The organism is Pseudoalteromonas sp. Of7M-16, from assembly GCF_022347805.1.
Classification (GTDB): Bacteria; Pseudomonadota; Gammaproteobacteria; order Enterobacterales; family Alteromonadaceae; genus Pseudoalteromonas; species Pseudoalteromonas luteoviolacea_F.
Window position 1 is genome coordinate 1 of sequence record NZ_JAKRFY010000039.1, and the last position, 25911, is coordinate 25911.

The following is a 25911-nucleotide window of genomic DNA, read 5'->3' on the forward strand; positions in this document are numbered from 1 at the left end:
ACCCACCAAATTACACATATCCCGGGTTGTTAGCTCAGTTGGGAGAGCATCGCCCTTACAAGGCGAGGGTCACTGGTTCAAGTCCAGTACAACCCACCATTCACTTTCTATTCTTTCTGTTATGTCAAAGTTGTCTCCAAACTTCTTATTTTAACTTCTATCTCAGACTGTTTTAAAAGTTTGAAGAAACGACTAGACTAAAATTATTGCTAGCAACACCTTAATATCGATATGGCCGTTCAACCATTTGTTAATTCAAAAATTTTAATTGTGGAAGAACAACCTCTGGCACTTAGCTATCTAAAACAGTCGCTAGAACGTTTAGCCTATCGGAATATTTTCATTGCTGAGTCCGCCGCGGTTGCCAAAGAAAGCTGTGAAGTCAATAAGTTCGATCTGATCATATGTTCTTTTGATTTGAGTAAACGGCAAAATGGCTATCAACTTTACGAAGAGCTATTAAAAAAGCGTTTAATAAAACGCTGTACCGGATTTATTTTTACTTCTGCAGAAACAAGCCCTGAACTAGTCCATAGTGTTGTTGAGCTTCAACCCGATGATTTTTTAGTTAAGCCTTTCACCATCAAAGATTTACAGTCCAGAATTGAGCGCGTGCTAAAAAGGAAGCAAAGCCTTAAAAAGTTATATACGCTCATTGATGATGAAAACTATTCTAAAGCGCTCAAGTTTATAAATGCCGAACTAGATAGCCAGCAAACTAGCTACTCAGTTATGCTACTTAAGCTCAAAGGTGAAATGTTGCTTAAACTAAAGCGCTATGAAGAGGCGAAGCAGTTTTATAAGTCGGCACTAGAGTTACAAAAATTCACTTGGGCCAAACTCGGTTTAGTTGAAGCGTTAATCGCAAATAATGAAGATCTCACTGCACAAAAGCTATTAAAAGGCTTAATTGAAAAAAGCGAAACCCGACTTGCCGCACTTGATCTGCTCGGTCGTTTAGAAATTAAATTAAATCAGTTTGAACATGCCCAAAAAGCACTCCATGAAGCCTCGCAAATAGCACCACGCAATCTATCACGGCAAAAATCGCTAAGTACCGTTGCAATGATTAATCACGACTACGAGTGCAGCTACAATGCCCAAAAAGAGATTGCCAGTTTCGCTCGATACTCTATTCATGATAGCCCAGAGGTGTACCTAAATGCCGCTCGAGCTGGTATCGACTTTGCATTGGCTACCGATCAGCACGAACAAATAAATAAGATCACTAGACAAACACAACAATATTTGAACGATCTTAAAAAGCAGTTTCCACATGCCATTAATCAAACTCAAATGGATGTGCTTCATGCGCGGTTACATTATCTGAAAGATGAGCATAAAAAAGCACGTCAGCTCATGGAACAATTAGATGATGAACCCCAGATCCGTTCAGTGGATGCAGCACTCGATAAAGCCAAAGCATTTCATGAGTTAGGCTTTCAACATAAAGCCCAAGCACTCTTTGGCCAGATCATTGAACATTGTGAACGTCATCAAAGCCATGAAGATCCTGTCATGATGCGCTATTTGCAGCAGCAACATGATGAACGAAAAGACATTACCATGGGTCCTAAGGAGTTAAATAACCACGCTGTTAAACAGTTCAATAAAGGCGAACTTGACGTTGCATTAGAGGCTTTTTCTCAGGCATTTAGAGTCATGCCTAAAAATGCCAGTATTGCGCTTAACTTGTTACAGTGCTTAGCGGATGCGACTGGGAAAAAAGGTATTACGTTCAACACCAACCTTGCCAAAAAATGCCTCAAAGTGCTACAAAGTGCTGATCTTGATTCAGAGCAACTAACCCGCTTCGATAAACTGTTAGCGCAAATGAAGGAGATGGGGCTTGCGCAATAGGCGTCTGATGTATCAGAGCACCTATTACATTTCAGGGTGTTTAACTCACCGTTTCATGTTTAACCATCGCAAGTGCATTGACGCAATAACGCAACCCACTCGGTTTAGGCCCATCGGGAAAAACATGTCCTAGGTGTGCATCACATACATTACAGACTATTTCTACTCGATCCATACCATGCGTACTATCTAAGTGATAGGCGACTGCATTGGGCTTTGCTGGCTGCGTAAACGAGGGCCATCCAGAACCACTTTCAAACTTTTCTTGTGCGTCAAACAGTAATTCGCCACAACAAGCACACTCGTATTGTCCTGGTTCAAATAGACTGCAAGATTCAGAACTGAACGGCCTCTCAGTCCCTTTATTGCGAGTAATATGGAATACCGAAGGTTCAAGTAAAGCCTGCCATTGCATGATGCTTTTCTCCACTTTTCGCGGTGGTGTTGGGTTACCTTCTTTCGCCCAAGTCAGTATATCTTGCCAAAGTAACATGTTGATCTTCCCAATATTCATTTGATTTTTATTATTTGCCGCCAATAATAACTATCTTATCTATCTCAGCGCAGTAGCTTTTGAGCATATATCCAATTCATGACACAACTAGGACAATGTGCGCCACAGCGCTAATAAAATGAACCTGGAGCTACGCACCTTGTTAGGCACAGTGCATGACAAATTAACCATTCATAAGGTTTGAGCAGATAGACAAAATACCTCAGTATCATTTAGGCTTTTGCGGGCATTCACGTCAAGCTATTTTGGGTCTGGTTCAGGCCAGTCACCAAAAAAACACGTTAAATAACGGCTATTAATTAGGTACAAAATTACCCATGAAACCAATACAATTTGCGCGGCAAGATAAAATGAAAACTGGAAATGGTTGCTCGCCGCCTGTGAGATCAGCCACGCCAAATCTAGGACCGCGGTAAGCAATAGAGGCCACCGCATGTAGCGCCACGCCCTACCCCATTTTTGTGCACTACTGGGCCGCCGCATTGAATATAAAACGGTCGGTACTAATGCGATAGCAGCAATAGAAATAGCAACCAAAAAGTCGTTTTTTGAAGGAAAAAACAAACTCATAATATCTAAATCAGGGCGCCAAGTAAGTGCTGACATCAGCCACACAAGAAAGGGGCGAAGCAATACAAATAAAGTTAAATTGAACCCTAGTGGCGTGCGATACACACCATATTTATCCCAATATTCAGGCCCAAACCGCCCTATCAATTTACTCACTTTGCCCCCAAATAAAAACTGCGTTTAGCTACCTCTTTGAGGCAGGCCAAACTATTATGCTTGGTACTGCTCAAAGAGTGCGATTAAGGCCGCTTCATCCATAATCTCGATGCCCAGATCCTGCGCTTTAGTTAGCTTTGAACCTGCTTTCTCACCCGCAACCAAAGCATGTGTATTTTTCGAGACACTACCTGCAACCTTTGCTCCGAGTGCTTGCAATCGCGCTTTTGCATCATTGCGATTGAGTTCATTCAAGGTCCCGGTCAAAACATAGGTCAATCCAGCTAACGGCTGAGCCTGTTCTGATGGCGCTTCAATATCTGACCAATACACCCCAACTTCTAATAGTTCGGATACAACTTGCTGGTTGTGTTGCTCACCAAAAAAGGCATGAATATGCTGCGCAACAATCACACCGACATCACTCACTTCTTGTAAACTCTCAATGGAGGCATTCATGACTTTTTCAAGGGTTAAGTAATGGTTTGCTAAATTTTGTGCGGTCGCTTCACCGACCTCTCTGATCCCTAACGCATATAAGAATTTAGCTAACGTAGTCTGTTTACCTGCTTCTAGTGCATTCACCAAGTTTTTGGCAGACTTAGGCCCCATACGCTCTAGGGATTCAAAGTGCCCTTGGCGTAATTTAAATAGCTCAGCGGGAGTTTTGATCAGCTCCCTATCCACCAGCTGCTCAACGATTTTGTCTCCTAACCCGTCAATATCGAGGGCTTTTCTGGATGAAAAGTGCTTTATCGCCTCTTTTCTTTGCGCTTGGCATACCAACCCACCAGTACAGCGCGCAACAGCCTCCCCTTCAACGCGATCTACATGCGAGTCACACACCGGACAAGTGTTTGGAAATTCGATATCAAACGCATCACTCGGACGCTTGTCTAACACCACTTGCGTAATTTGTGGAATGACGTCACCTGCGCGTCGGATAATCACGTGATCTTTTACTTTAATGCCTAAGCGGTCAATTTCATCTTGATTATGCAGTGTTGCATTCGATACTGTGACACCTCCAACAAATATAGGTTCTAGCCTTGCAACGGGTGTTATCGCGCCGGTACGCCCGACTTGGAATTCAACATCGAGCAATTGAGTGATCTCTTCTTGTGCTGGAAACTTAAATGCAATCGCCCAGCGAGGTGCCCGCGCCACAAAACCTAATTGAGATTGCTGTTGTTTGTTATCCACCTTAATAACAACGCCATCAATTTCATAACTTAGTGCATCGCGACGGTTAAGAATATCTTGATAATATGCCAGCGCCTGCGCAACGCCATTAACACGTTTGGTTTCAGGGCACATAGGCAGGCCCCAAAGCTTAAGCTGCTCTAGTTGGCCATAGTGCGTCTCTGCCAGTTGTGCCCCTTCAACCGTTCCCATTGAATAGGCATAAAACATCAAGGGTCGCTTGGCGGTAATTTTTGAATCAAGCTGACGCAAGCTACCCGCTGCCGCATTTCTTGGATTAGCAAAGGTTTTCTCGTCTTTGGCCAAAGCGGTTTCATTGAGGCGCTCAAAACCCGCTTTGTCCATAAACACTTCACCACGTACTTCAACTTCCGCAGGGATGTTGTCGCCCCTCAAACGCAATGGAATATTACGGATCGTTTTCACATTTTCAGTGATATTCTCGCCAACTTGTCCGTCTCCACGTGTAGCCGCTTGCACTAATACACCGTCACGATACAAAATTGACACCGCGAGACCATCTAATTTGGGTTCACAACAAAATGTTAGCTCACCAGATTCTAGCAGGCGCTCTTTGATACGACGGTTGAATGCATTAAATTCTGCGTCATCAAACGCGTTGTCCAACGACAGCATTGGGACCTTGTGAGTTACTTGATCAAACTTACTCAATGCTGCGCCACCCACTTTTTGTGAAGGGGAGTCAGCCGTAAGTAGCTCCGGGTGCCCTGTTTCTAAATCAATCAGCTCTCGCATTAACCTATCATATTCGGCATCTGGCACGGTGGGCATATCCTGCACATAATATTTGTAATTGTGCTCTTCCACTTGTGCTTTTAATTCATTGATTCTATTGCTGATAGATTCGGACATTTCAACCTCTTAATAAAACAAAAGCCACCGGCCTGTGCCAGTGGCTTACTCTATCTTTTACCATTTCATTCGAAATACGATGCAGTTTACACCATAGAACTAGGCTGCGAACTCACGTACTTTTTCAACGTACGTTCTAATGGTATCTACCGTCAGTGGCTCGCGCTTACTGTCTAGAACTTGTGCACCGAACTCATCCGATAATTTTTTCGCTGCTCCGTGCAACATATTGAATGCAGCCATACTGTCGCCTTCACAAGGCAATGTCATAAATAAACTGACGCCAGCTGTGCTAAATTGCTCCATATTATCGATATCGAACGTACCTGGGTTATACATATTCACAAGTCTAAATAACACAGGTCCATTACCTGATGACTCTAAGTGGCGATTAAAAAAGCCCTCTTCAGAGAATTTAAAGCCCAAACTGAGTACACTCGGCAATAATTTTGAGCCTTCCATTGCTAAGCCTTCCGGCATTTGTATGTGCAGAATTATAAAATCCTGAGGCTCCACAGCGGGCTCTGCGCTCTGAGCTGTTTGTGCTTGTTCTTCTTGCAGAGAAGGCTGTGGATCAGCTTGTACTTCAGATGCATCCGTGGAGTGCGAATGCTGCTCCTCTTCTACAGCCGTAAAGCTCATATCATTTAGTTCAGGTTCTGAGGGTTTGCTATGCTCATTTGCAGTTGGCAAATTTTGTCTACGATCCTCTTTATCTTCTTTTTTTCTTACAGACCATAGCCCATGTATCAGTAGTCCACCTATGATCAACGCGCTGATCACGATTAATGCCCATCTTAATTCTGTGGCCATTGTTCACCTTTACTTTTATTATGTATGTGCCATCTGCACTGCTTGTTCTATATCTACGGCAACTACGCGAGAAACACCCGGTTCTGCCATAGTTACCCCCGTCAGCCTTGCGGCCATTTCCATAGCCACTTTGTTGTGGCTAATATAAATAAATTGCACCGTTTGAGACATCTCTTCAACGAGACGACAAAAACGTCCAACATTGGCATCGTCTAACGGTGCATCTACTTCGTCCAGCATACAAAACGGTGCCGGATTTAACCTGAAGATAGAAAATACCAATGATAATGCGGTCAACGCTTTTTCTCCACCACTTAACAGATGAATTGTCGAGTTTTTCTTGCCTGGTGGCCTTGCCATTATAGTAACACCACTTTCTAACAAATCATCACTGGTGAGCTCTAAATACGCATTCCCGCCACCAAACACCTTTGGAAACAACTCTGCAAGATCTCGATTGACCTGATCAAAAGTGGCTCTAAAGCGCGTTTTCGTCTCTCTATCTATTTTTTTAATCGCATTCTCAAGGGTTTCAAGCGCCGCAGTTAAGTCGTTAAGCTGCTCATCCAAGTACGTTTTACGCGACTGGGCTTCATCAAACTCTTCAATTGCAGCTAAATTAACAGCGCCTAATACCGACAGTTTTTGTGCGGTTGCTGTCAATTGGCTTTGATATACTCCGGTACTCACTTTTTCATCCAGAGTCTCAAGCACTCCTTTTAAGGTTTGCTTTAGCTCAATTAACGGTTCCAGCGCAGCTTGTGCTTTTACCAGCAAACTTTGCTCTTGTAATTGTAGCTGCTGTTTTTGCTCTTTGAGTTTAAGACTGTGCGATTGCGCATCCTGCACGCTATTTTGCTTTTCAGCAAGCTGTTGTTTTGCTTCTGAAACTTGCTGCTCCAAATGGGCCAATTTTTGTTGCTGTTCGCGGTCAGTATTCAGCAATGTCGAAATTTGAGATTGCGTCTCTGATAACGGTGCTTCTAGTAAAACCTGTTGTTCGGTATTTGCCTCCAATGCAGCCACACACAGTTGCAAACTTTCGCTTAAATGTACTGATTTTGTTGCGCTTATTTGCTGGTCACTCTGCGCTTGCTGCAACGCCATTTTCGCAAGATGCACTTGCTCTTGCGCTTGGCTTTTTCCTGTCAGCGCATTTTGTATCTGATGCCTTTGCGCTTCAACCTGCTCACGCTTCTCTTCTAAATTGTGCTGGGTCACTTCTAACTGCTGAGTACAGTGCAAATGATTTAATTCACGCTGCTCAACCAACTCTTGTGTCGTTGTCATTTCTTGACGAGTTTTAGTTATCTCAGCGGCCAATTTATCCGCTTGACTCTGCCACCCTTGCTGCTGTAACTCTAGCACTTCAAGGCGACTTTTATTTGCTGCAACTTGCTGAGCAACCGTGTGAACAGTTTGTTTATTCTGCTCTATCACATTTTCAAGCTCAGCATATTTGGTCGCGTTTGTGCTTAACTGTCGCTGTGCTTCTTCTAGCGCTTTTTGCTGGGCTGGCAAACTCGTATTTAAGTTATCAAGCTTTTGATAATTCACCAGTTGATTCGAGCCGCCTTCTGACGTCGGCATTTTGAAATTTTCGCCATACAAACAGCCTTTATCATCAACGGCAAAAATATAATGGGAAGTCACAGTAAATTGTCGATGTTTTCCTAACCACTTAACATGGTTTAAAAAGCTTGGGAAAACACCAGACTCTATAAACTGTGCAACACTGTCAGAGTCACTTGTTTGTGTATGCGCCCATAAACCCGCTCCATTGGGGACTTCGCTAATCGACAGAGAGTTCAGCCCAAGTAGCGCGCACTCTACAATTTGTGCATAGCCTTCTCGGACTTTTAACTGAGCTAAAAACGACGGAGCCTGTGACTCTTCATGCACATCAAGCAGGGAAATTAAGGTATCTCGCTCGGCTGTGGATTGTAACAGCTGCTGCTGCGCGTCTTGCACCACCTCTTCACTTTGGTGCAACTGCGCCTCGCTCTTTAGTCGCTGCTCTACCAGCTTTTGAGCCTGACTTTGCAAACTCGCCATCTCTTTAAGCAGCTCGTGCTGTTTGGCCCGCTCCTCACTCAATAACTCACTGTTATTTTGTGTCGTGAGCGCCTGTTCATCTGCTACCAAACCTGTGAGGTTATCTTGTAAATGAAGGTGTGTTTGTTTTGCCTGCTGCAAAGTAATATTGCTTGATGCATGTTGCTCTTTTGCCATAGTAACGCGCTCGGTCAATTCTTTGAGAAGACCTTCAATTTCACTATTGGCTTGATGCTGCTGTTCGTAAAGCGTTTCCCGCTCTTCCAATAGCGCCTCTTGGAGTGTTAGGCGCTCAGCAGCCTCTTCACTCTTTTGTTTATGTAACTCGCAAGTGGCTTGCTGCTGTGTCAAGAGCAACTGTGCATTGGCATGTTCAGCCTGACACTTAACTTGAGCTTCGCTGAGTTCAATGCGCTTTTCAGTGAGGTGGATCTTTTGCTGCTCAGCACGAGTCAGTGCTGTATGGGTTTTATGTTTTTCCTGCTGCAATACACTCAGTGCATCGTTTAAATGCACTACTTTGTGTTCGAAGCTAGCAATCACATCTCTTTGTCCACCGTGAGCCTGCTCTAAAAACTGTAGCTGCTCATCAAGCTTTGCTATTTGTTGTACTTTTTGCTTCAGCTTGTCATTAAAGTCCTGCCATTTAATAACGGCAAGTTGTCCTTTGAGAGTTCGCTCCTTCGCTTTGAGATCTTTGTATTTTTTTGCTGCTTCGGCTTGTTGTGCCAGTCGGTCAAGCTGTGATTGCAACTCTTTACGCATGTCGAGCAAGCGTTCTAAATTATCCCGCGTGCTTTTAATACGTGTTTGAGTTTCACGCCTGCGCTCCTTATATTTAGAGACACCTGCGGCTTCTTCTAAAAAGACTCTTAATTCATGAGGCTTACTCTCTATTAGACGAGAAATCATGCCCTGTTCAATAATTGCATAACTGCGAGGCCCCAAGCCCGTCCCTAGAAAGATATCGGTAATATCGCGACGACGACATTTGCTACCATTTAAAAAGTATAGTGACTGTCCATCTCGAGTCACGAGACGTTTAATGGCGATTTGGTTGCGATCAGCCAGTGACCCTGGCAACGTGCCCTTCGTATTGTCAAACATTAGCTCAACGGATGCTTGAGAAATCGCTTTTCGCTGAGTCGAACCATTAAAAATGACATCCGTCATTGCGTCGCCACGCAAGTTTTTTGCAGAGCTTTCACCCAATACCCAGCGCACAGCATCAATGACATTAGATTTGCCACATCCATTAGGCCCAACCACACATGTCATTTGATCAGGAAAAGGGATTTTAGTGGGCTCAACAAAAGACTTGAAACCTGCTAGTTTTATGTGACTTAAGCGCATAGAGAAAGCTGTATATTTTGATTAATGCCGCAACAATCGTACATTAAATTGAGCGGCGAAAATTATCAAGAATGATGCCCGTCGCCATAGCCACATTGAGAGACTCTGCTTGACCATATGCCGGAATAGTTATGGGCTGATTGATGTACTGACTGGCTTTTTCGCGGATCCCATGAGACTCGCTGCCCATAACAAGTAGCCCACGCTCGGTAAATGGAGTTTGATGAACACTTTGCCCTTCAAGGTATGCACCATATATGGGTCCGTTGTAATGGCTTAATAGTTGCTCTAGATCCGTTCTGATCACATCTACCCGCACAAACGATCCCATTGTTGCACTGATCACTTTTGGATTTAAATGGTCTGCACAGTCTTCACTGACCACCACCTGCTTCAACCCATACCAATCTGCAAGTCGAATGATCGTGCCTAAGTTACCTGGATCAGATACACCGTCAAGCGCCAATACGAAGCCACTTTTATCTATTTCTTTCGGCTCGGCAATTGGCACAATCGCAATGGCCGCATTATTGCTCACTAACGTACTGACTTTACTGAGAGCCTGTTCATCACATTCCGTAACTTGGCAATGCTTCAAGGTGTTTTTATGGCTAAGAATAAATTGAGGTGTGGCGAAAACCTGCTGTACTTCCACTTTTGCTTGCAGTAACTCCAAGATATTCTTTTCGCCTTGAACTAAGTACAGACCGTGTTGTTTACGGTACTTTTTTTGAGCCAGAGCGCGAATAAGTTTTTGTTGATTTTTAGACAGCATACACACCTCATTTGGTTAGGAAGCGAAGTATATACACAATATAGGACAAAGGGCAGTGGAATTGCTGCTTTCGAAGCGAAGGCGAACGACAAATATTCACTCCCCCCTGATCAGTGCGCTTTGCACTCACTTTCAGTTGTGATTACAATAGCAACAAAATAAAAAGTGATACACATTGAAATCACTCCTAGTTAACCCCAATTTGAGACGCAGTTATGTCCGCAGAGCTCCACGTTATCCTGCTAAATATCGTTATTCTTGCAATAACCTATTTTGTTATCTCACCCAAATATGCCGGTAACGACTTTAAAAAGGTGTCTACACAAGATTTTATTGCATCAATGCTCTCGCTCGCAATCGTTGGTTCTGAGTACTTTGCCACAGGTGTCGAGTTTACCTTGTTCTTTTTTGAGGTAAATTGGGCTTGGTTTACATTGGTAAGTTTTACAATTATAGAGCTGCCTTTGTTTTACTGGTACGCAAAGCACCACAATGTAAAGCTGCCTTAATAAATTTAAGCGCTAAAAAAGGCATCATAAAGATGCCTTGGGTTTAATTTACATTAACTTTGGGGGAACTGTTACATTTCTTTATTGTGTAGTATTTGCGCGACTACATCTTTAAAATCATGACACGGTTTAAGCGCAGTGATCACGCCATTACTACTTTTTACTAAATCAATTACATCAAAATAACCGACTGCTTTTTGTTGGCTATTTTGTACAAATAAATAGGTTAAGCCATCCGCTTCGATGGTTGCTTTAATGTCTCCAACTTGAGCTTCAACAACCTGAGCAGTTGATATTTGACGTAGTGACGATATTGCAATCATCATATCCGCAACACTTAAGTCATTTCGACTTAAGCCCATAGTCTGTGCCTTTTCAAGGACATTTCGGCTACCTAATAAAGCTGAAGAAATTAATCCAATTGGTTCACCTGTTGTCGATATGACAAGTGCCGCTGCTTGATGTGTTTTGTTTAATACCAACGCAGCTTCATCTAGGGTCGCGTCTAGGTCGATGTATATCGTTGGTAAAGGACGAAGAAATTGCTCCGCAGGTAATTGTTCAAACGCTTTAGTGTTGGCCGTAGCCACATTAACGGTATTGTTTGTTACAGCGCCTGTATTAACAGCCGCAGTCTTAAGTGCATGATAATAGCTCATGATCCACCTCACGATGATTAAGTTAAATTAATTATGGTGTTTTATATGGGGATTATTGAGCAGGTGGTGCGCGAATTTGCGTCGCATTTTGTGAAGAACTTAGGAAAGACCAAGAAGTTGAGTTAACAAAATCTGTAGTACACAGCGAACTTTTAACACTTGCTAACGGCAAGGCTTCATCAAGATCTACATCTAAGTACTGTAAATCGAGATCTGCAATAAGCTCGATAACCTGCTGCCTTTCTTCAGCTGCGTGCACGCCTGCCGCCGTTACACAAAGTAACGTCGCTAAGCTGACTGCAAACAATAACTGAAAGACACGCATGCTGTTTTTCACTCCTAGATGATCTATCAATTAGTGTATGGACTCACCTAGGTGTTTACAAGGGGTAACCCCTGATCCCACACCTAAGTTAATTGTAAGAGAGTGTGACATTCCCTCTCTAGGCCATGAATTTAAAGACTTTCTTTTGCAATGATAGAGATCAAAAAATCACGCACTAAAATGCAATTAACGATTATAATAGACTTCAACTGTTCCCAATTTAGAGCTTAACGATGCAAATTACAAAAGGGATGGAGTACTTTATTGCGGGCTTTTCCATGCTTAGCCAAAAAGGACTCAAACGCTTTGTTTTTATCCCGTTATTTATCAATATTCTGTTATTTGGCGGATCGCTGTTTTTTCTATTTGACTGGTTAACACAGGGGTTTGAATATCTAAATAGCGCACTACCTACGTGGCTTAGTTGGCTAGAATGGCTACTATGGCCCCTGGCAATCTTAATTATTCTATTTAGTTACAGTATGGTATTTACTGTTATTACCAATTTTATTGCTGCGCCGTTTAATGGTTTGCTATCGGAAAAAGTGGAGCTCCACCTCACAGGCCAACCTATTAATGATGATGGTTTTACAGATCTACTAAAAGACGTTCCTCGGATGATGGGGCGGGAGTGGACTAAGCTATGCTATTACCTACCAAGGGCAATCATTTTCTTTTTAATGTTATGGATGCTGCCAATTATTGGACAAATCCTTTGGATCCTATTTACCTGCTGGATGTACAACGTACAGTATAATGACTATCCGTTTGACAATCATAAGATCAGCTTTAATCAGATGAAGCAAGATCTAAAAGGCAAGCAGGGCCTTTCATATGGATTTGGTTTTGCAGTATTTGTACTCACAGCCATCCCATTTGTTAACCTCATCGTCATGCCTGCTGCTGTCTGTGGCGCCACAAAACTATGGGTAGAGAATTACCGAAGCAATTACCGATAACGACTCGTAAAAACGTCACATTTCATACCGATAATAGTTAAAAAATCCATACTGGGACGTTATGAACATTTTAACTAAAGTCGTATTCACTATGGCACTGCTAGGCAGTGCCAGCGCCAGTGCTTCTGCACAACTTGGGCCAAGACCGTTTTATTTGCTCGACCAAATGGCACCAAGTGCACTTAAATCCAAGCTCTCTCGGTGTGTAAACAGACCCTTTTTTAAATCTCAGTTTTCTATCGGACACCGTGGCGCTCCCACTCAATTCCCTGAACATACAAAAGAGTCTTATATCGCAGCTGCACGAATGGGAGCTGGTGTATTAGAGTGTGATGTCACATTTACTAAGGATAAAGAGTTAGTTTGCCGCCATGCCCAATGCGATTTACATACCAGCACTGACATTTTACTACGCCCTGAATTGGCAGCTAAATGCAGTCAGCCTTTTACCCCAGCAGATCCCGACACTGGCACGCCAGCAAGCGCGAAATGCTGTACGTCGGATTTAACACTTGACGAGTTTATGCAGCTCAAAGGCAAAATGGATGGCGCAAACCCCAATGCAAGCACACCACAGGAGTATGTAAAAGGCACAGCTAACTGGCGCACTGACCTTTACTCAGCAACTGGCACACTGATGACCCATGCACAGAGTATCGAGTTATTTAAATCTCTCCGAGTAAAAATGACGCCTGAATTAAAGGCCCCAGCAGTTGCAATGCCTTATCAAGGTATGACACAACAAGATTACGCCCAAAAAATGGTTGATGAATATCGCGCTGCACGTGTCTCACCTCGTAAAGTTTTACCACAATCTTTCAATATTGAAGATGTTCAATTTTGGCGTCATAACACTCGCTACGGTAAGCGTGGCGTGTATTTGGATGGTCGCTACTCCGCCCCTAACTTCGACCCAAATAACGCACTAACTTGGCGCCCAAACATGGATGAAATCAAAGCCAGTGGAGTTAATGTTATCGCCCCGCCTTTATGGGTGCTATTGACACTAGATGAAGCCGGCAAGCTGGTACCTTCACAATACGCAATCGCAGCAAAAGCTGCCAACCTAGATATAATCACATGGACTCTTGAACGCTCAGGACTGATCTCTCAAGGTGGTGGATGGTACTATCAAGGGATCAGTGATGCTGTTAAAAACGAAGGCGATGTTTATACCGTGCTTGATGTATTAGCTAAACAAGTTGGCGTTAAAGGGGTATTTAGTGATTGGCCCGCTACAACGACATTTTACGCCAATTGTATGAACCTTTACTAATTTCACTCTTGTACGATGTGTTGTCAATACGACACATCGTACCTATTCAATACAGCTTAGATATAAATACTTGGGCCACTTGTACCTGGACCTGTAATTGTGCTCGGCCCTGTTAAAGTACCAGTAAATGGCCCCGTAGCAGGATCCGTTGGTCCCGTTTGAATAATTGTTGCCTTATCGGTCAGCTTGTATGCATCTGGGTGGGTTGTTGTATAAGTATCTGACGACACACTTACGTGTGCACCACCAATTTGCTTGGTCATTTTTGATGGGATAATCGCAGCATCTTGAGACAAGGTTTTTAGTTTACGTTTTTTAAGGTTTAACATCTCATACTCCTTATTAAAATCGTCTCACATACTACGAATCAATTTTAATCGAGCAACTTAAAAGCCAGCGTCAAAATAAAACATTAGAGAGAATAACAAATTCACCTACTTTTTAAACCGTTGATATTATTTTAAAAACCAAACAATTAGACTTTCCTATTAGAATCATAAGGTAAATACTACTCGGTTTTTACCTTAATCTTGATTTTAAAGCGCGCGGGCTATAGCTCTATCGACTGAGCATGGTTCAATCGATTTGTCGGATCCAACAAACGTTTGACCTGCTGCAACCTTGGGTAGTTATCCTTGTAATACAGGTATTGCCAATTGGGAATATCCGTATCTGCATAGTTCACGTAACAGCCGTCCATAATTCCATCTGGAGCAGGTCCCGTTTCACCGTACATTTTCAGGTATAGGCCATTCATCCAGCCAATATGATAAGGGTCTTGAGCAGGTTCAAACCAATAAGTTTGATATTGTAACTTCATTACAGAACTTCGGTGCGAGACTGCCGTATCTGAAGAAGATAATGCATTAATTTGACCACCGTAAGAGGAGATTTGTACCAAGCCTCCTGGGCTTAAATAGTCGCCATTTCTTAGCTCATTCCATAACGTGCGTATCTGTGACTCAGGAAACGGTTGATTCATATAAGCAGATTTGTTTTTCCCTCTAGCACCAATTAATGGACCTGCCGCATATTGTGTTCCGTACCACCATGGTAAGCTGAAATAACTGCCTGGCGGTGTAGGTCTTGGCGGCGCACCTTCTTGACTCTGTAGCCCCATATGGTCGGTCGTACGCAAGCCTATTTTTGCCTGCGCCAATTGAGATGCAGAGAACACGGCATCCAAAAACTCATCAATTAAGCCCGGATTGCCACTACTAAACAATTGCATACGTATATCGCCACCTCCTCCTACAGAGTTGGGTACAGACATAGATGAATGCAATGCATTAAAGCGGCTTTCTGGTCCATTGTTTTTAGTCCAGAATTCACCATAATTTTTTAGTAAAGCTGCAAATTGGGTATAATCCAAACTAGCCCATGGGATCGATATTTCTTGTGCATGTATAAAAGCTGGCACATCAGGTAAATCTTTAAAAAAGTATTTTGTAACGATGCCAAAATTACCACCGCCGCCACCTTGGTGCGCCCATACGATTTCATCTGCCTGCGCTGATTGCCCTTTGAAATATTTACGAGGGTAAGTCGCCTGACCGCCCCATTCGTTAAACGCGACTAATTCAACCCCGGCTAAATAATCGCTAGACAGTCCAAATTCTCTCGAGTGCACACCAAATCCACCACCACAAACATGGCCGCCAATACCCACACCAAAACACGAGCCAGCGGGAATTATTTTACCAAACTCCTTAAACAAGGTTTTGTAGGTATGGCCCAAGTTAGCTCCCGCTTCAACCACATAATAGTCGCCATCTTTGTAAATTCGATCCATATTACTGATATCAATTACCACGCCATTATCATTATCCACAAACCCCTCATAACAATGACCGCCCGCGCGCACTGTGATTCGCTTTCCTTGTGTGATCGCATCTCTTGCCGCCATATAAACTTCATGCGCTGAACTACAGGCGCCAATGTATGTTGGCTGACTTAAGAAGCGCATGTTGGAACCTAATAGCATTGAAACATAGCGCGGGTCATTGCCAAATACTTTGTGATACTGACCGTACTCCCCCCGCGCCTGAGCAGCCGAAGACTGCAAAACTAACGGTGCAGCACCGACGGCGCCCCCAACAGCCAGTGACTTTTTCAAGAAACTACGACGAGAGGTCTGCTCCGTTGATTGTGAAATCAAGTTTTTTTCTTTGTTATCCATAGTACTGTCCTTACATGTTATTGTTATTAGCCACACGGCGCTAAACCACTATCCTAACTCGGTGCGCTGGTTCGTATGACAGCTTCAATGTAGCAATAAAAAGGACAGCAACTGTATATAAATTAGACTAAAGGATAAGAGGAAGAATAAATCGAAATGTACAGTTTTCTTAATAGGAAAGACTTTTAAAGGTAGTAAGTACACACATGTAGTATGTATCAAAATATTTCGAATGTGAGCGTGTAGGCATTACATTGTCGCAAAGCCATAAACAGTACATTGCGCCTGCTTATATTTCTGACTTGTCAGGGCACATGAGTGACTCACTCACAATGCCCGTAAATTCGTCTTTAAAGTGTGTGTTAGATTAATGTCCAACTCCACCACTTTGATATCAACGCCTTTATCTAACGTTTAAATTGTATTGCATAAATTTCACAAGTAACACCAACACTGCCGCTCCACTTATGCGCCGCTCCCGTAAAGCCTGTCACTTTTATTTTTGATTGTGTATGAAATGCACTAAGTAAACTGCTCAATGTAGACTCATAGCCTTTGCTGTTTTTATTTACAAAGTAGCCGTGCTTACAATGATTACCATTAGTATCTAATTTGACGTAAACATCACCTTCTCCATAATTTGCATAAACATTTAGTTCGGTAATGTAATTGCCTATGGATGTTTCTTTAGAAGAAGCAAATGCTGGCTGAGTTGCAGCACCTAACAATAACAATGAAAATAATAACTTACTCACTTTAACTCCCTTATTTTATAAAATAAATACTATTATATATAACTTCAAAAAAAAACAAAACACCTTATGAATATAATAATACCCACAAGTGAAAAGCTACCTACACATAGAAATGTTAAATGAATTCAATAGGATGGGCGGAAAATGCAAAGCTGACTCATCATAAAAAACAGACAAGCCAACTTTATTACTAAAAAAATATTAAGGCGTGATTAAATTTTTATATCTATGTAATTAATCAACGGCTCCGTTGATGCGCAGCTTTTATTTTCTTGGAATTCAACTGCAACCTTTTTATTAGACGCCGCAGCCATCATAGCAACGGAAAACATAGATTTGTAATAATCATTCGACAAGTAAATCTTAGAATATCTACTACACCCCTCAAATAATACATACGCAACGGTAGGTCTAACTCTAATATTCTTAATTTCCACACTCGAATTGGCATTATAAGCTAGGGCCGCTTCACTACTTATAAGTGCAAAACCAAGTGCAATTACTTTTTTCATTTTTTGTCCTTAAAACTAAATAATTATTTATATTTTTTATCTATCAATATATGAAGAGAATACTCTAATATATAAAGCGTTCTCTATAAATCGTCACAATTAGCTGCATCTATTAATTGCTGAGAGTATTTTGCAATCTCTAACTGTGCAGACTGCGTCAACTCATGTTTACGTCCAATGGCTCTATTTAACTGGAAGCACGCATCCCCTATATTAGATTTTGGATTCAAATTTATATCAGCTCCATTCTCTAATAACTTCCACGCCATAAAAAACCGATAAGAACCAAGCGCTCTTACAATAGGCGTTCCTCCAGAGTTATCAACATTGTTGACATCAAACCCTTTGCTCAGTGCTAACAAAAATGCCTCGTTCGTATCTGAGCTAATAATTTTATATACCGGCGTTCTGCCAAATGCATCTTTTTGGTTAAAATCAGCGCCATGCTCAGCAGCGGGCCGTAAATATTCAATCCCTATCCAGCTTGCAAGAAACGTAACATTGTTACCCCTTCCGCCAAATGGAATATTGGGATCAGCCCCCGCTTCAAGTAACCTAGTGTAGGCACTGAGCTGCCTGCCTTTTATGGCAAAGTATAAAGGCGTAAACCCGGTTTTACCTTGGCAATTTACCTGGTGACTCGGCGTAGCAAGCAGCTTATTTAAGCGCTTTAAATTACCATTCAATGCCGCACGGGCAAGCTTTAAACACATTTGGTCCGTGTATTCCTGGCCCGGCAAAATGCTATAAATCCCGCCTGTTACTGCATGACCGAGTTGTAAACACCCGGTCTGCAGGAACATAAGCGCAACTATAATCAATCGGAATAGTCGCAAGGTTTACCCCCCATAGATGAACATGCCCCAACCACGCCGTGTGAACTCAAAGGCGTCAACGCAATTTGCTTGCCATTGGCAGACGGCAAGAAGGGTAATAATTGCCCAATATGCAGCAAATCGGTGGTGTTGTAGTAAGCTTTGATCTTGGACGGATCAACCGTCGACATATCCACATCCCGCCGAGTCATGGTTCGATCATGCACACCCGCCGCATTTATCGTGGTTGCTGGGTTGCCAGTAAACATTGACGCTGCGGCTGCAAGCCCGCCACCAAGTGAATGCCCGGCAAACTCAACATTATTGCCCAGTCTGTCCACCACCACCTGTGCCAAGTCCATCGCTTCAGTGTACTGTGTGGTTTCAATACCAAACGCTTGGGTAATGTCTGCGCCAACATCTGGTAGTAGCTCCGCAGTACCACGGTAAACCAAGAGGTATTTACCCTGATTATCTTTAAACAAAGCCGCATTCATACTGCTTTCTGTATTAAAATCCTTCGGATCTAAGTCCATTGCTTCAAGCTCTTGATCTGAAAGCCGCTTGTAGTGATCCGTCCCCTGACACTGAGCAAAATCCTCATACACACAGGATGCCGCTTCAATTTTTGGTAAATCAGCAATCGCACTCGGTGTAACCTTTAGAGAGAACTTCTTGTCAATCTCTTCAATTGCTTGCGTCATACCTGTGGCATCCATGACTTTGCCCTGTAACCACTGTTTTGCCAAACTCTTACTTAGCCCACCTAAGAAGTTGGCCATCGCCGTTCCACCTCCTTTAATGGCATTGTTAACACTGATCGCAAATTGCGCGTAGCCATAATAAGTATAAGCAGTCAACGCGTAGCTAATCGCAGTAGCAACCGCAGCGCTTACCGCCGAACTTGCTGCAATTGCCTTAAGAGCGGTAATTGCCAACGTCACCCAAATATACCCACTCGGATCTGTTTTATTGAGCGGGTTATTAACTACGTAAGAATAGCGGTTAAGACTTTGAATATTTTCAGGCGCCTGAACCATAGGATCGGCTTGTAAGAATCGACCAAGGATTGGGTCATAGATCCGCCCCCCCATATGAACAAGGCCTACCTCATCAATTTGCTCATGACCGGTGAAGCCGCGCAAAGTGATCATGCTGGTAAATTTGTTGGTGTCACTGAAATCACGTGCCCAAGTTTTAGCATCTCGACGCGCGCCAAATACATCAAAACTCATGACTTGAACTGAGCGCCCATTACTGTCAGCTATCACATGCGTCGACCCTAAGTGATCGTCCAAGATATAGCGTGTGGTTGCTTGGTTATTGACCGTCGTTACCAACACTTTGCCAGCAATATAGCGCTTGCTCACCCAGGTACTTGACCCTCCATATCGGATAAATTCAACTTTACCGACATACCGGGTTTCCTGAGCAATTGGAATGAAAGTAGTGATGTCTCCATTCAAAATGGGGATCAATGCGCCTTTTTCACCACCAAACTCGAGGCGTCTAAAACGTTTACCATTACCTGAGTACTCAAACTCAACCCAGTAATCCCCTTTTTCTATATAGGTTGGTTTATGGAAAGTGTTATAACTTAGTACTCTGTCATTGTCTTTGACCATATTGCCCGAGGCATCATATTGATACTTATTCGCACGGGCCCCGGTGACCTCAGTGACAGCATGGGGTCGACTTGATTGATAATGATAGTTACCCACACCAGTCTTGTAGGTTATGTTCCCCAGCTCATTGTAACGGATATCCGTTGTCGCAACGCCAGATATCGTGCTGCGTGTCACCCGGTTAAGTGCGTCATAAGCAAAAGTTTCTTTTTTACCAATCGCCAGATCTTGTCGATAATTCAAATTGCCCAGGTTATCCCAGTCATATCGCAAGTTTTGCAAAGTACCACTACCTGTCGTCGTCATACTGGTCAATAGACCTGTCTCTGCATCGAAACCTTTGTTTCGTACAATCCGACTACCAAGTTGCTCTTTAGTTAGATTGCCAAATGCATCCACGGTAACAGCTCGCCAAACCACAGAATTGGTTTGACTGTCTTTCAACGAGGCTAAGTGCTTATGAGCATTATATGTATAGATAACACTCTTACCAGACGCGTCAATTTCCTTAGTTAACTGGCCTGAGTTGTTGTATTCCCACTTCTCCTTATAGGTGTCCCCTTCTATCACTGTCTGCTTTTCACGACTGCGGCTAAATGCATCGTAGTAATAACGTTCAGTAAACCCTGATACCTTATCATTAACAGTAAAAGCTTGGCCTTTTGCATAGCTGCCACTGTCATAGTTAGTGACCGTATGATGCTCTACAACAGTGCCTTTTTTACGTACAGACTCAATAAGACGACCCAAAACATCATAGCTGTATGTCATCACATTGCCGTTGCTGTCCGTTTCTTTGGTCAACTGATGATATTTGTTGTAAGTATAGTTGATTGTGCCTTTATCAGGATCAACCACGCGAGTTTTGTTGCCGTATTTATCATACAGTATTTGAATTTGGTTCCCTTTCGGTCCCTTCAAGTTTCGAGATTTACCATTTTCATCATATTGATATTCTGCGGATTTATTATTTGCATCCGTGACTTTAACCAACAGTCCCATGGCATTTTTAACCTGAGTATTACGGCGTCCTAAGGGGTTAACGTTTATCACCGCTTCACCGTTGTATTCGGTTTTCCAGACAGAGCCATCAGCCTTGGTAATTTTAATCACACGGTTTTGCTTATCATATTGATAAACTGTCCAACGTATTGTGCCACCAGCAAAATAAGGTAGAGACTCTCTATATTTACGACCCTTAGTATCATAAGTAAAGTCTGTGTATACATAAGTGCCACTTAGAGACACACTGCCTTTGCGAATTTCACGCCCATATTTATCAAAATAGACTCTGGAGTCAGGTGTCCCTTCTACGGTAGTCTCTTCATAGTAAGTTGCATTTGACGGACAGTGGTTTATCGATTTACACCAATATTGCACTTTACTAGTACTCAGCGCTTGACTGCCTGAAATACTGGTATTATTTGCCGGTGTAGACACCTCCCCTGTCACTCGTCCAAGTTGGTTATAGGTGCTATAAGTACGCTGGCCATTGGCTGTTTGCACATAATACTTGCGACCCAAATTATCATAACCGATGGTACTTCTGTGACCCAAGCTATTTGACTCTCCGGTCAAGTGGCGACTCGTACTGTCATAGTATTTCGTCAGTACCTTAGTAGGTAGACCGGAGGACGATACCGTTTCTTTGGTGACCATACCATAGCTATTCAGCGTGTAGCTCGTGGCCACGCCATTATCTGCGGTAGTTTTGATCATTCGTCCTTTGCTGTCGTAGGCATAGTTTACCGTTTGTGTATTTTGATAATTGCCTCGGTTGCTGCCATTAAGACGATTTAAATAGCGCTTTGTTGTCTGCTTCTTAGTCAATCTACCGCCATATTTACTGTACGAGTAGGTATGTGCCTCAGACGTGTGTGCATAGCCATTTTTACTGTCAATAGTGCTTTTTTTCGATACTGGATTGCCAAAACTATCTATTGTTAATTGCTCAGTTTTTGTCGCAATGAGCGTCTGGCTACTGGTGTCCGTATTATAGGTCTTTGTCACTGAACGACTTGGATAAACCATATACGGATAAGTGCTACTACCAGCTTTAAAGCCTGTATCTCTCTTATTACCATGGGTATTGGTTACTTCTGACTTCAATCGCCAAACACTGCTTGATGAAGCACTTTGGATACTTAACTCTGAACGACTCATGGCTGTTAGCGGAGAAGCTATCAGCTCATCGACAGGAATAGCTCTTGGCAGCTCACAGCGTTTGCCTGGTTCCCAGTTACAATTACACATCTCTGGAATTTCATCGCACGGGTCAATTGGTGGTGGGGGGGGATTTCCGCCTCCGCCTGAGCTCGTATCGCTACCATACTTAACGTATGTCTGCACTTTAGACACCGAGCCTCGATAATCACCATCTTGGCGATAAGTGCTTACAACTTTAGTTCCGGCGTTTCTGCTCTCTATGACAACTTGTCTAAAGCCGAGCATACCACGACCTACTTGCGCTTTTGCGCCATAATACTTATAGGTAAATAAATCCTCACCTTTACGCAATAAGCTAACAACACGAGCGCCTTTTTTAATGTCTGTTACCCTGCCGTTACCCCAGTTTTTGTGCCTCGCATCATAGTCTGGTACATACACACTGCGATTATTAAGCGTAGAGTAGGAAACCGTTGTATTGACACCAAACCCATCTGTCACCGAAGAGATCAAAGTGGCTGGACTATCACTGTTTTGATACAAGCCCATACGTCCAGAAAAGACTAACTTATCAGGCGTACCGTCCCCTGTAACATCCATAAAAGTGGTGAAATCAAAATTTGACCCATGTGATGTCAGCTTTCTCGCTGTAAAGCCACTGCCATTAAAGAAATAGAAGTGATCTCCATGATCTTCTCTATAGACCTCAGCTGTGCCATCACCGTTGATATCAAATGTTTTTAAGGCTGCTTTGTTATACTTGAATAAGTAAATGGCACTGTTGAAACCGTGTCCATTGTTTATTCTGGCATACCAGTTATCGCTGTTATTACGGTAGAGAATATCAGCCAAACCATCGCCATTTAGTTCGACAGCTTGAATATCTTTAATATTATAGGTTGACGATACAGTGACAAATTCTGCAAATGTATCACTGCCCTGCGATACGAGAATTTTCCAGCTATAGCTGTGGCTGTACCCTTGTGGAGTAATAAGCCCGCTTTGTTGCTGCATCAACTGCTGGGTCTCAACCGCTGGCGATCGACTCATATCAACTGGGTTCAATTGCTTAGGTGACACAGGTATCAAAGCTTGATTTTCACTGGCTTGTTTTATTGAAGCGCCAGCCTGTATTTGGGGCGCTACTATTCTGGGATCTTCACAAGCCCACGGACGATCGCAAGGTGGAAAAGGATCATCATTGTAGGTAGATACTCTTACTTTTGCTAAAAAGTCCGCACGGCCATCGCCATTAAAGTCCATTGCTGGAAATGTATTGTCATCCTTGTCATAGGACATCATCGAAGCCGTTGAACCGCTTGGCGCATTTAAATTGAACTTAATTGGTTTGGCAGCACCACTAGCTAGGCCAGTTTTAGTGCCTTTTTGATAAGACAATTTGTTGCCGACAAAATGCAATAGTTCCGGGTAACCATCGGCATCAATATCCAAAAACCGCGTATTTTCATCATTTGTTGGCTTACTAATAGAGGTTAAAGACGTAAATGAAAAGTTCATCGCAGAAGTATGACGCATCAGCTTCCAATGCTGATTGCTGCCAGATAAATAAAGAATGTCATCTTTACCATCTTTATCATAATCGACTATTTTCCATGTTCTGCGGAATGTTTTATTAGCAAGATCATGAAATCGTCGCTCATCGCCAAATCCTCGACCATTATTTGGGATCATATATAAATGGTCCGATGAACTGCCTCTATCATTGCGCACATAGGCAATATCAGTTAATCCATCACCATTGAAGTCCATAAACTGATGCGCTTTATAGCGACTGTTTCTCGAGTAATCACGACCAATATCTCGACCTAGCCTCACAGATCCCCTCGAGTTCCAGTTGAAAACTGTTGGTGACAAACACTTATTATTACTTGAGCACGCTTGCACCTTTTTCAGCACACTTTCTGTCACACCTGTACCAGCATAGCCGTAAGTCAAATTATAGCGGCGTAGTAAACGGCCCGAATAATACGACTCAATATTTTTCAGGCGCTTGGTCAGCGTTATCTTATTGTTTTTTAAATAGGCGAGCCTGCGCTTATCAAGGCGATCTTCCCAGTTGAAGCGAACTTCATTGCGAGTGGCACCACTGCCGTGACCTGAGTACTTGATAGATGTAGGATAAAACTCAAGACTGCCGTTCACCTTGGTGTAATTGTAAACATAGTAATTACCCGACGCATCTTCGACACGCTTTAACGCCCAAGTATAACCTCGGCCATTGCTGGCCTTAACTAGCGCATCCTGTGCAGAGCCGTGTTTACCATAAGTCAGTTTATTTCCCTGTGTATCGTACACAGTAAACGCGTATGGGCCCGTAGCTGTGCTAGATGTATGAGCAATGATCTTTTGCCCAGTATTCTGCCTAGTTCGGTATTCTGAGTTGTTGCTGCCATAGGTGCGGCCTGATTTCACAATCAGACGCTGCCCATCTAGACAAAAGCGATCATTCTGATCAAGATTTACTGATCCAGCAACGCCATCGGTCTCCATATTTTTTTCACATCGAGTGATGGCACTGAGCCCATCGATGTTAAAACCGACCCCAACGTGGCCATTGCGCGGGTTAGATGCATAGCTCAGTGATACATTTGGTTTCAGTCCACCAGTCGCTTCGCCTAAGGTGATCGGAATATTGTAGGTAAATTCACCGCCTGGCGAAACATTACTTTGGGCAGGTAAAGAGCCAACATAATCATTGGTATTAATGGCATGACTCAACCCCGTTGATTGTGCGTAGTGCACTTTATTATTGCTCTTATCGACAATATCAGCACGAAAATCGTAGTTGAAATCACGTACTTCCATTTGCTGACCAAAGTCTCGGATATTAATTCCGATGCGATAAGGTTTAACCGTATTGCGTGACACCAACAATTCGTGGCCGAGATCCGTCTGGATCAGTGCATCTGCTTGGCCATCGCCATCGAAGTCACTACGCAGTCGTTTGCCCACAACATCCATTTCGCTATGTTGCGCTGCAAACTCAGACTTAGAAATACCTTCTAGTTCGAATCCGTTCGCAGTTTGAATAATACGAACATAAGGATGAGATTCAAAAACCCGGATGCTGACGGGCACTTCATCTGCGGTTGTAACTTGCTTAACTGGTTGTTGGTAATATAAATTTCCGGAATTGTCTTGCCATACATTATTAGTAGGAGTAACTGGACTGGCATGCACCCAGCAACTCAATAGCCCAAGAGGTAGGGCCAATAATCCTTGTTTCTTTAACATACAGAATTCACTTTTCTTGTTGTATATCGAAGCCATGAATAGGCATTGATCACAGAGCAAATAAAGTACTTCGTAACATAAAGAAGTAACTGCTAACTTAAGCTAATAAGCCTAAGTCATACCCAAAATAAATTACACTTGCTTGCTCGTTGCGAGTAGTTCGTTAAGAAAAGTTATTCTACGACTTTGACTTCTACCGATTGTACAGCGCAGCCTGAAGACGATTTGTCAAATTGTAGACCAACAGGTAAATTTGCCGCGATGGCAGTTAACAACATAGATTGCATATTGCGGTAATTAGGGTTCTTTTGATCCAATACAGCTGCATTATCAGCATCAAGGTTACAGCTTAACGTCGCGTTCGTGCCCTCATGAAACTTGATTTTCACTGCATCACTATCAGCAATAACTGAAGAAAAGACGACATTTGATACGCCTTCACAGCTATATTTATTACAGCTAGCAAGTGCAGAAGAAGAGCCTAAAAGAAGGGCGATAGAGAACATTGTACAAGCAGTTTTCATAATTTTATCCTTTATTATGTTTTTATATTGTTGAGTTTTCATTCAAACATTATCATAAAGACGTAATTTCGAGTATAAAAAATACAAAAATGCTTAAAAATTGTTGGTGAATGTTAAATTAAAGATTCTACACCACGTTTAGCATTGAAATGCTGATGGCTTCTATACAAGATCTCCGAT

19 protein-coding genes and 1 tRNA gene are annotated in these 25911 nt (G+C 42.8%); 5 read left to right on the forward strand and 15 right to left on the reverse strand.

Annotation, left to right across the window (positions count from 1 at the left end):
* Positions 1-23: 23 nt before the first annotated feature.
* Together MHN81_RS26260 and MHN81_RS26265 are read left to right on the forward strand one after the other, a co-directional pair.
* A tRNA-Val gene (locus tag MHN81_RS26260) sits at positions 24-99 on the forward strand.
* Between the two features lie 132 nt (positions 100-231).
* On the forward strand, positions 232-1860 hold the full coding sequence (locus MHN81_RS26265; protein WP_023397291.1) for a response regulator: 1629 nt from the start codon (positions 232-234) through the stop codon (positions 1858-1860).
* Between the two features lie 40 nt (positions 1861-1900).
* Here MHN81_RS26265 and msrB read toward each other — a convergent pair whose 3' ends face one another.
* From msrB to MHN81_RS26295, 6 genes are all read right to left on the reverse strand, one after another.
* Positions 1901-2353 (reverse strand): peptide-methionine (R)-S-oxide reductase MsrB, encoded by a 453-nt coding sequence (gene msrB / locus MHN81_RS26270; RefSeq protein WP_023397292.1) that lies wholly within the window; start codon positions 2351-2353, stop codon positions 1901-1903.
* Between the two features lie 261 nt (positions 2354-2614).
* On the reverse strand, positions 2615-3088 hold the full coding sequence (locus MHN81_RS26275; RefSeq protein ID WP_036974947.1) for a DUF2919 domain-containing protein: 474 nt from the start codon (positions 3086-3088) through the stop codon (positions 2615-2617).
* Positions 3089-3154: 66 nt separating this feature from the next.
* Positions 3155-5176 carry an NAD-dependent DNA ligase LigA gene (ligA, locus tag MHN81_RS26280; RefSeq protein WP_023397294.1) on the reverse strand — a complete coding sequence of 674 codons (2022 nt, stop codon included), beginning with the start codon at positions 5174-5176 and terminating at the stop codon, positions 3155-3157.
* Between the two features lie 99 nt (positions 5177-5275).
* A complete protein-coding gene (zipA, locus tag MHN81_RS26285) occupies positions 5276-5989 on the reverse strand; it encodes a cell division protein ZipA (RefSeq protein WP_023397295.1) in 714 nt (237 codons plus the stop codon).
* An 18-nt stretch (positions 5990-6007) separates the two neighbouring features.
* Positions 6008-9397, reverse strand: coding sequence for an AAA family ATPase (locus MHN81_RS26290; protein WP_239427173.1), 3390 nt, complete (start codon positions 9395-9397; stop codon positions 6008-6010).
* Positions 9398-9440: 43 nt separating this feature from the next.
* Entirely contained in the window at positions 9441-10172 is a 732-nt protein-coding gene (locus MHN81_RS26295) for an RNA methyltransferase (RefSeq protein WP_239427174.1), read from the reverse strand.
* 215 nt (positions 10173-10387) lie between these two features.
* Here MHN81_RS26295 and MHN81_RS26300 point away from each other — a divergent pair, with 215 nt between their 5' ends.
* Complete coding sequence (locus tag MHN81_RS26300) at positions 10388-10681, forward strand: hypothetical protein (protein ID WP_023397298.1); 294 nt, start codon at positions 10388-10390, stop codon at positions 10679-10681.
* Between the two features lie 71 nt (positions 10682-10752).
* Here the strand turns inward: MHN81_RS26300 and MHN81_RS26305 are convergent, their stop codons facing one another.
* The gene (locus tag MHN81_RS26305) at positions 10753-11340 is read right to left on the reverse strand and encodes a hypothetical protein (RefSeq protein WP_023397299.1); all 588 of its coding nucleotides are present in this window, start codon (positions 11338-11340) and stop codon (positions 10753-10755) included.
* 52 nt (positions 11341-11392) lie between these two features.
* On the reverse strand, positions 11393-11665 hold the full coding sequence (locus MHN81_RS26310; RefSeq protein ID WP_023397300.1) for a hypothetical protein: 273 nt from the start codon (positions 11663-11665) through the stop codon (positions 11393-11395).
* Between the two features lie 233 nt (positions 11666-11898).
* On the opposite strand from MHN81_RS26310, the gene cysZ reads away from it, so the two are divergent.
* Both cysZ and MHN81_RS26320 read left to right on the forward strand, forming a co-directional pair.
* Complete coding sequence (gene cysZ / locus MHN81_RS26315) at positions 11899-12624, forward strand: sulfate transporter CysZ (protein WP_023397301.1); 726 nt, start codon at positions 11899-11901, stop codon at positions 12622-12624.
* Between the two features lie 91 nt (positions 12625-12715).
* A complete protein-coding gene (locus MHN81_RS26320) occupies positions 12716-13900 on the forward strand; it encodes a glycerophosphodiester phosphodiesterase family protein (RefSeq protein ID WP_239427185.1) in 1185 nt (394 codons plus the stop codon).
* A gap of 56 nt (positions 13901-13956) precedes the next feature.
* Here MHN81_RS26320 and MHN81_RS26325 read toward each other — a convergent pair whose 3' ends face one another.
* The 7 genes from MHN81_RS26325 to MHN81_RS26355 all read right to left on the reverse strand — a co-directional run bounded on the left by MHN81_RS26325 (position 13957) and on the right by MHN81_RS26355 (position 25731).
* Entirely contained in the window at positions 13957-14229 is a 273-nt protein-coding gene (locus MHN81_RS26325) for a hypothetical protein (protein ID WP_023397303.1), read from the reverse strand.
* A gap of 221 nt (positions 14230-14450) precedes the next feature.
* The gene (locus MHN81_RS26330; RefSeq protein ID WP_239427175.1) at positions 14451-16079 is read right to left on the reverse strand and encodes a BBE domain-containing protein; all 1629 of its coding nucleotides are present in this window, start codon (positions 16077-16079) and stop codon (positions 14451-14453) included.
* A 407-nt stretch (positions 16080-16486) separates the two neighbouring features.
* Positions 16487-16834: a hypothetical protein gene (locus MHN81_RS26335; RefSeq protein ID WP_239427176.1), complete on the reverse strand. Its 348-nt coding sequence runs from the start codon at positions 16832-16834 to the stop codon at positions 16487-16489.
* Between the two features lie 212 nt (positions 16835-17046).
* Positions 17047-17346 carry a hypothetical protein gene (locus MHN81_RS26340; RefSeq protein WP_239427177.1) on the reverse strand — a complete coding sequence of 100 codons (300 nt, stop codon included), beginning with the start codon at positions 17344-17346 and terminating at the stop codon, positions 17047-17049.
* A gap of 83 nt (positions 17347-17429) precedes the next feature.
* Complete coding sequence (locus MHN81_RS26345; RefSeq protein WP_239427178.1) at positions 17430-18149, reverse strand: ankyrin repeat domain-containing protein; 720 nt, start codon at positions 18147-18149, stop codon at positions 17430-17432.
* A gap of 14 nt (positions 18150-18163) precedes the next feature.
* Positions 18164-25207, reverse strand: a complete 7044-nt coding sequence (locus MHN81_RS26350; protein WP_239427179.1) for an FG-GAP-like repeat-containing protein — start codon at positions 25205-25207, stop codon at positions 18164-18166.
* A 173-nt stretch (positions 25208-25380) separates the two neighbouring features.
* Positions 25381-25731 (reverse strand): hypothetical protein, encoded by a 351-nt coding sequence (locus MHN81_RS26355; RefSeq protein ID WP_239427180.1) that lies wholly within the window; start codon positions 25729-25731, stop codon positions 25381-25383.
* Between the last annotated feature and the right edge of the window lie 180 nt (positions 25732-25911).

What these genes read in the sequence shown, in the direction of transcription:
- MHN81_RS26265 (WP_023397291.1), top strand. Translation starts at nt 232, where the DNA reads ATGGCCGTTCAACCATTTGTTAATTCAAAAATTTTAATTGTGGAAGAA.
- msrB (WP_023397292.1), bottom strand. Translation starts at nt 2,353, where the DNA reads ATGTTACTTTGGCAAGATATACTGACTTGGGCGAAAGAAGGTAACCCA.
- ligA (WP_023397294.1), bottom strand. Translation starts at nt 5,176, where the DNA reads ATGTCCGAATCTATCAGCAATAGAATCAATGAATTAAAAGCACAAGTG.
- zipA (WP_023397295.1), bottom strand. Translation starts at nt 5,989, where the DNA reads ATGGCCACAGAATTAAGATGGGCATTAATCGTGATCAGCGCGTTGATC.
- MHN81_RS26290 (WP_239427173.1), bottom strand. Translation starts at nt 9,397, where the DNA reads ATGCGCTTAAGTCACATAAAACTAGCAGGTTTCAAGTCTTTTGTTGAG.
- MHN81_RS26295 (WP_239427174.1), bottom strand. Translation starts at nt 10,172, where the DNA reads ATGCTGTCTAAAAATCAACAAAAACTTATTCGCGCTCTGGCTCAAAAA.
- MHN81_RS26300 (WP_023397298.1), top strand. Translation starts at nt 10,388, where the DNA reads ATGTCCGCAGAGCTCCACGTTATCCTGCTAAATATCGTTATTCTTGCA.
- MHN81_RS26305 (WP_023397299.1), bottom strand. Translation starts at nt 11,340, where the DNA reads ATGAGCTATTATCATGCACTTAAGACTGCGGCTGTTAATACAGGCGCT.
- MHN81_RS26310 (WP_023397300.1), bottom strand. Translation starts at nt 11,665, where the DNA reads ATGCGTGTCTTTCAGTTATTGTTTGCAGTCAGCTTAGCGACGTTACTT.
- cysZ (WP_023397301.1), top strand. Translation starts at nt 11,899, where the DNA reads ATGCAAATTACAAAAGGGATGGAGTACTTTATTGCGGGCTTTTCCATG.
- MHN81_RS26320 (WP_239427185.1), top strand. Translation starts at nt 12,716, where the DNA reads ATGGCACTGCTAGGCAGTGCCAGCGCCAGTGCTTCTGCACAACTTGGG.
- MHN81_RS26325 (WP_023397303.1), bottom strand. Translation starts at nt 14,229, where the DNA reads ATGTTAAACCTTAAAAAACGTAAACTAAAAACCTTGTCTCAAGATGCT.
- MHN81_RS26330 (WP_239427175.1), bottom strand. Translation starts at nt 16,079, where the DNA reads ATGGATAACAAAGAAAAAAACTTGATTTCACAATCAACGGAGCAGACC.
- MHN81_RS26340 (WP_239427177.1), bottom strand. Translation starts at nt 17,346, where the DNA reads ATGAAAAAAGTAATTGCACTTGGTTTTGCACTTATAAGTAGTGAAGCG.
- MHN81_RS26345 (WP_239427178.1), bottom strand. Translation starts at nt 18,149, where the DNA reads ATGTTCCTGCAGACCGGGTGTTTACAACTCGGTCATGCAGTAACAGGC.
- MHN81_RS26350 (WP_239427179.1), bottom strand. Translation starts at nt 25,207, where the DNA reads ATGTTAAAGAAACAAGGATTATTGGCCCTACCTCTTGGGCTATTGAGT.
- MHN81_RS26355 (WP_239427180.1), bottom strand. Translation starts at nt 25,731, where the DNA reads ATGAAAACTGCTTGTACAATGTTCTCTATCGCCCTTCTTTTAGGCTCT.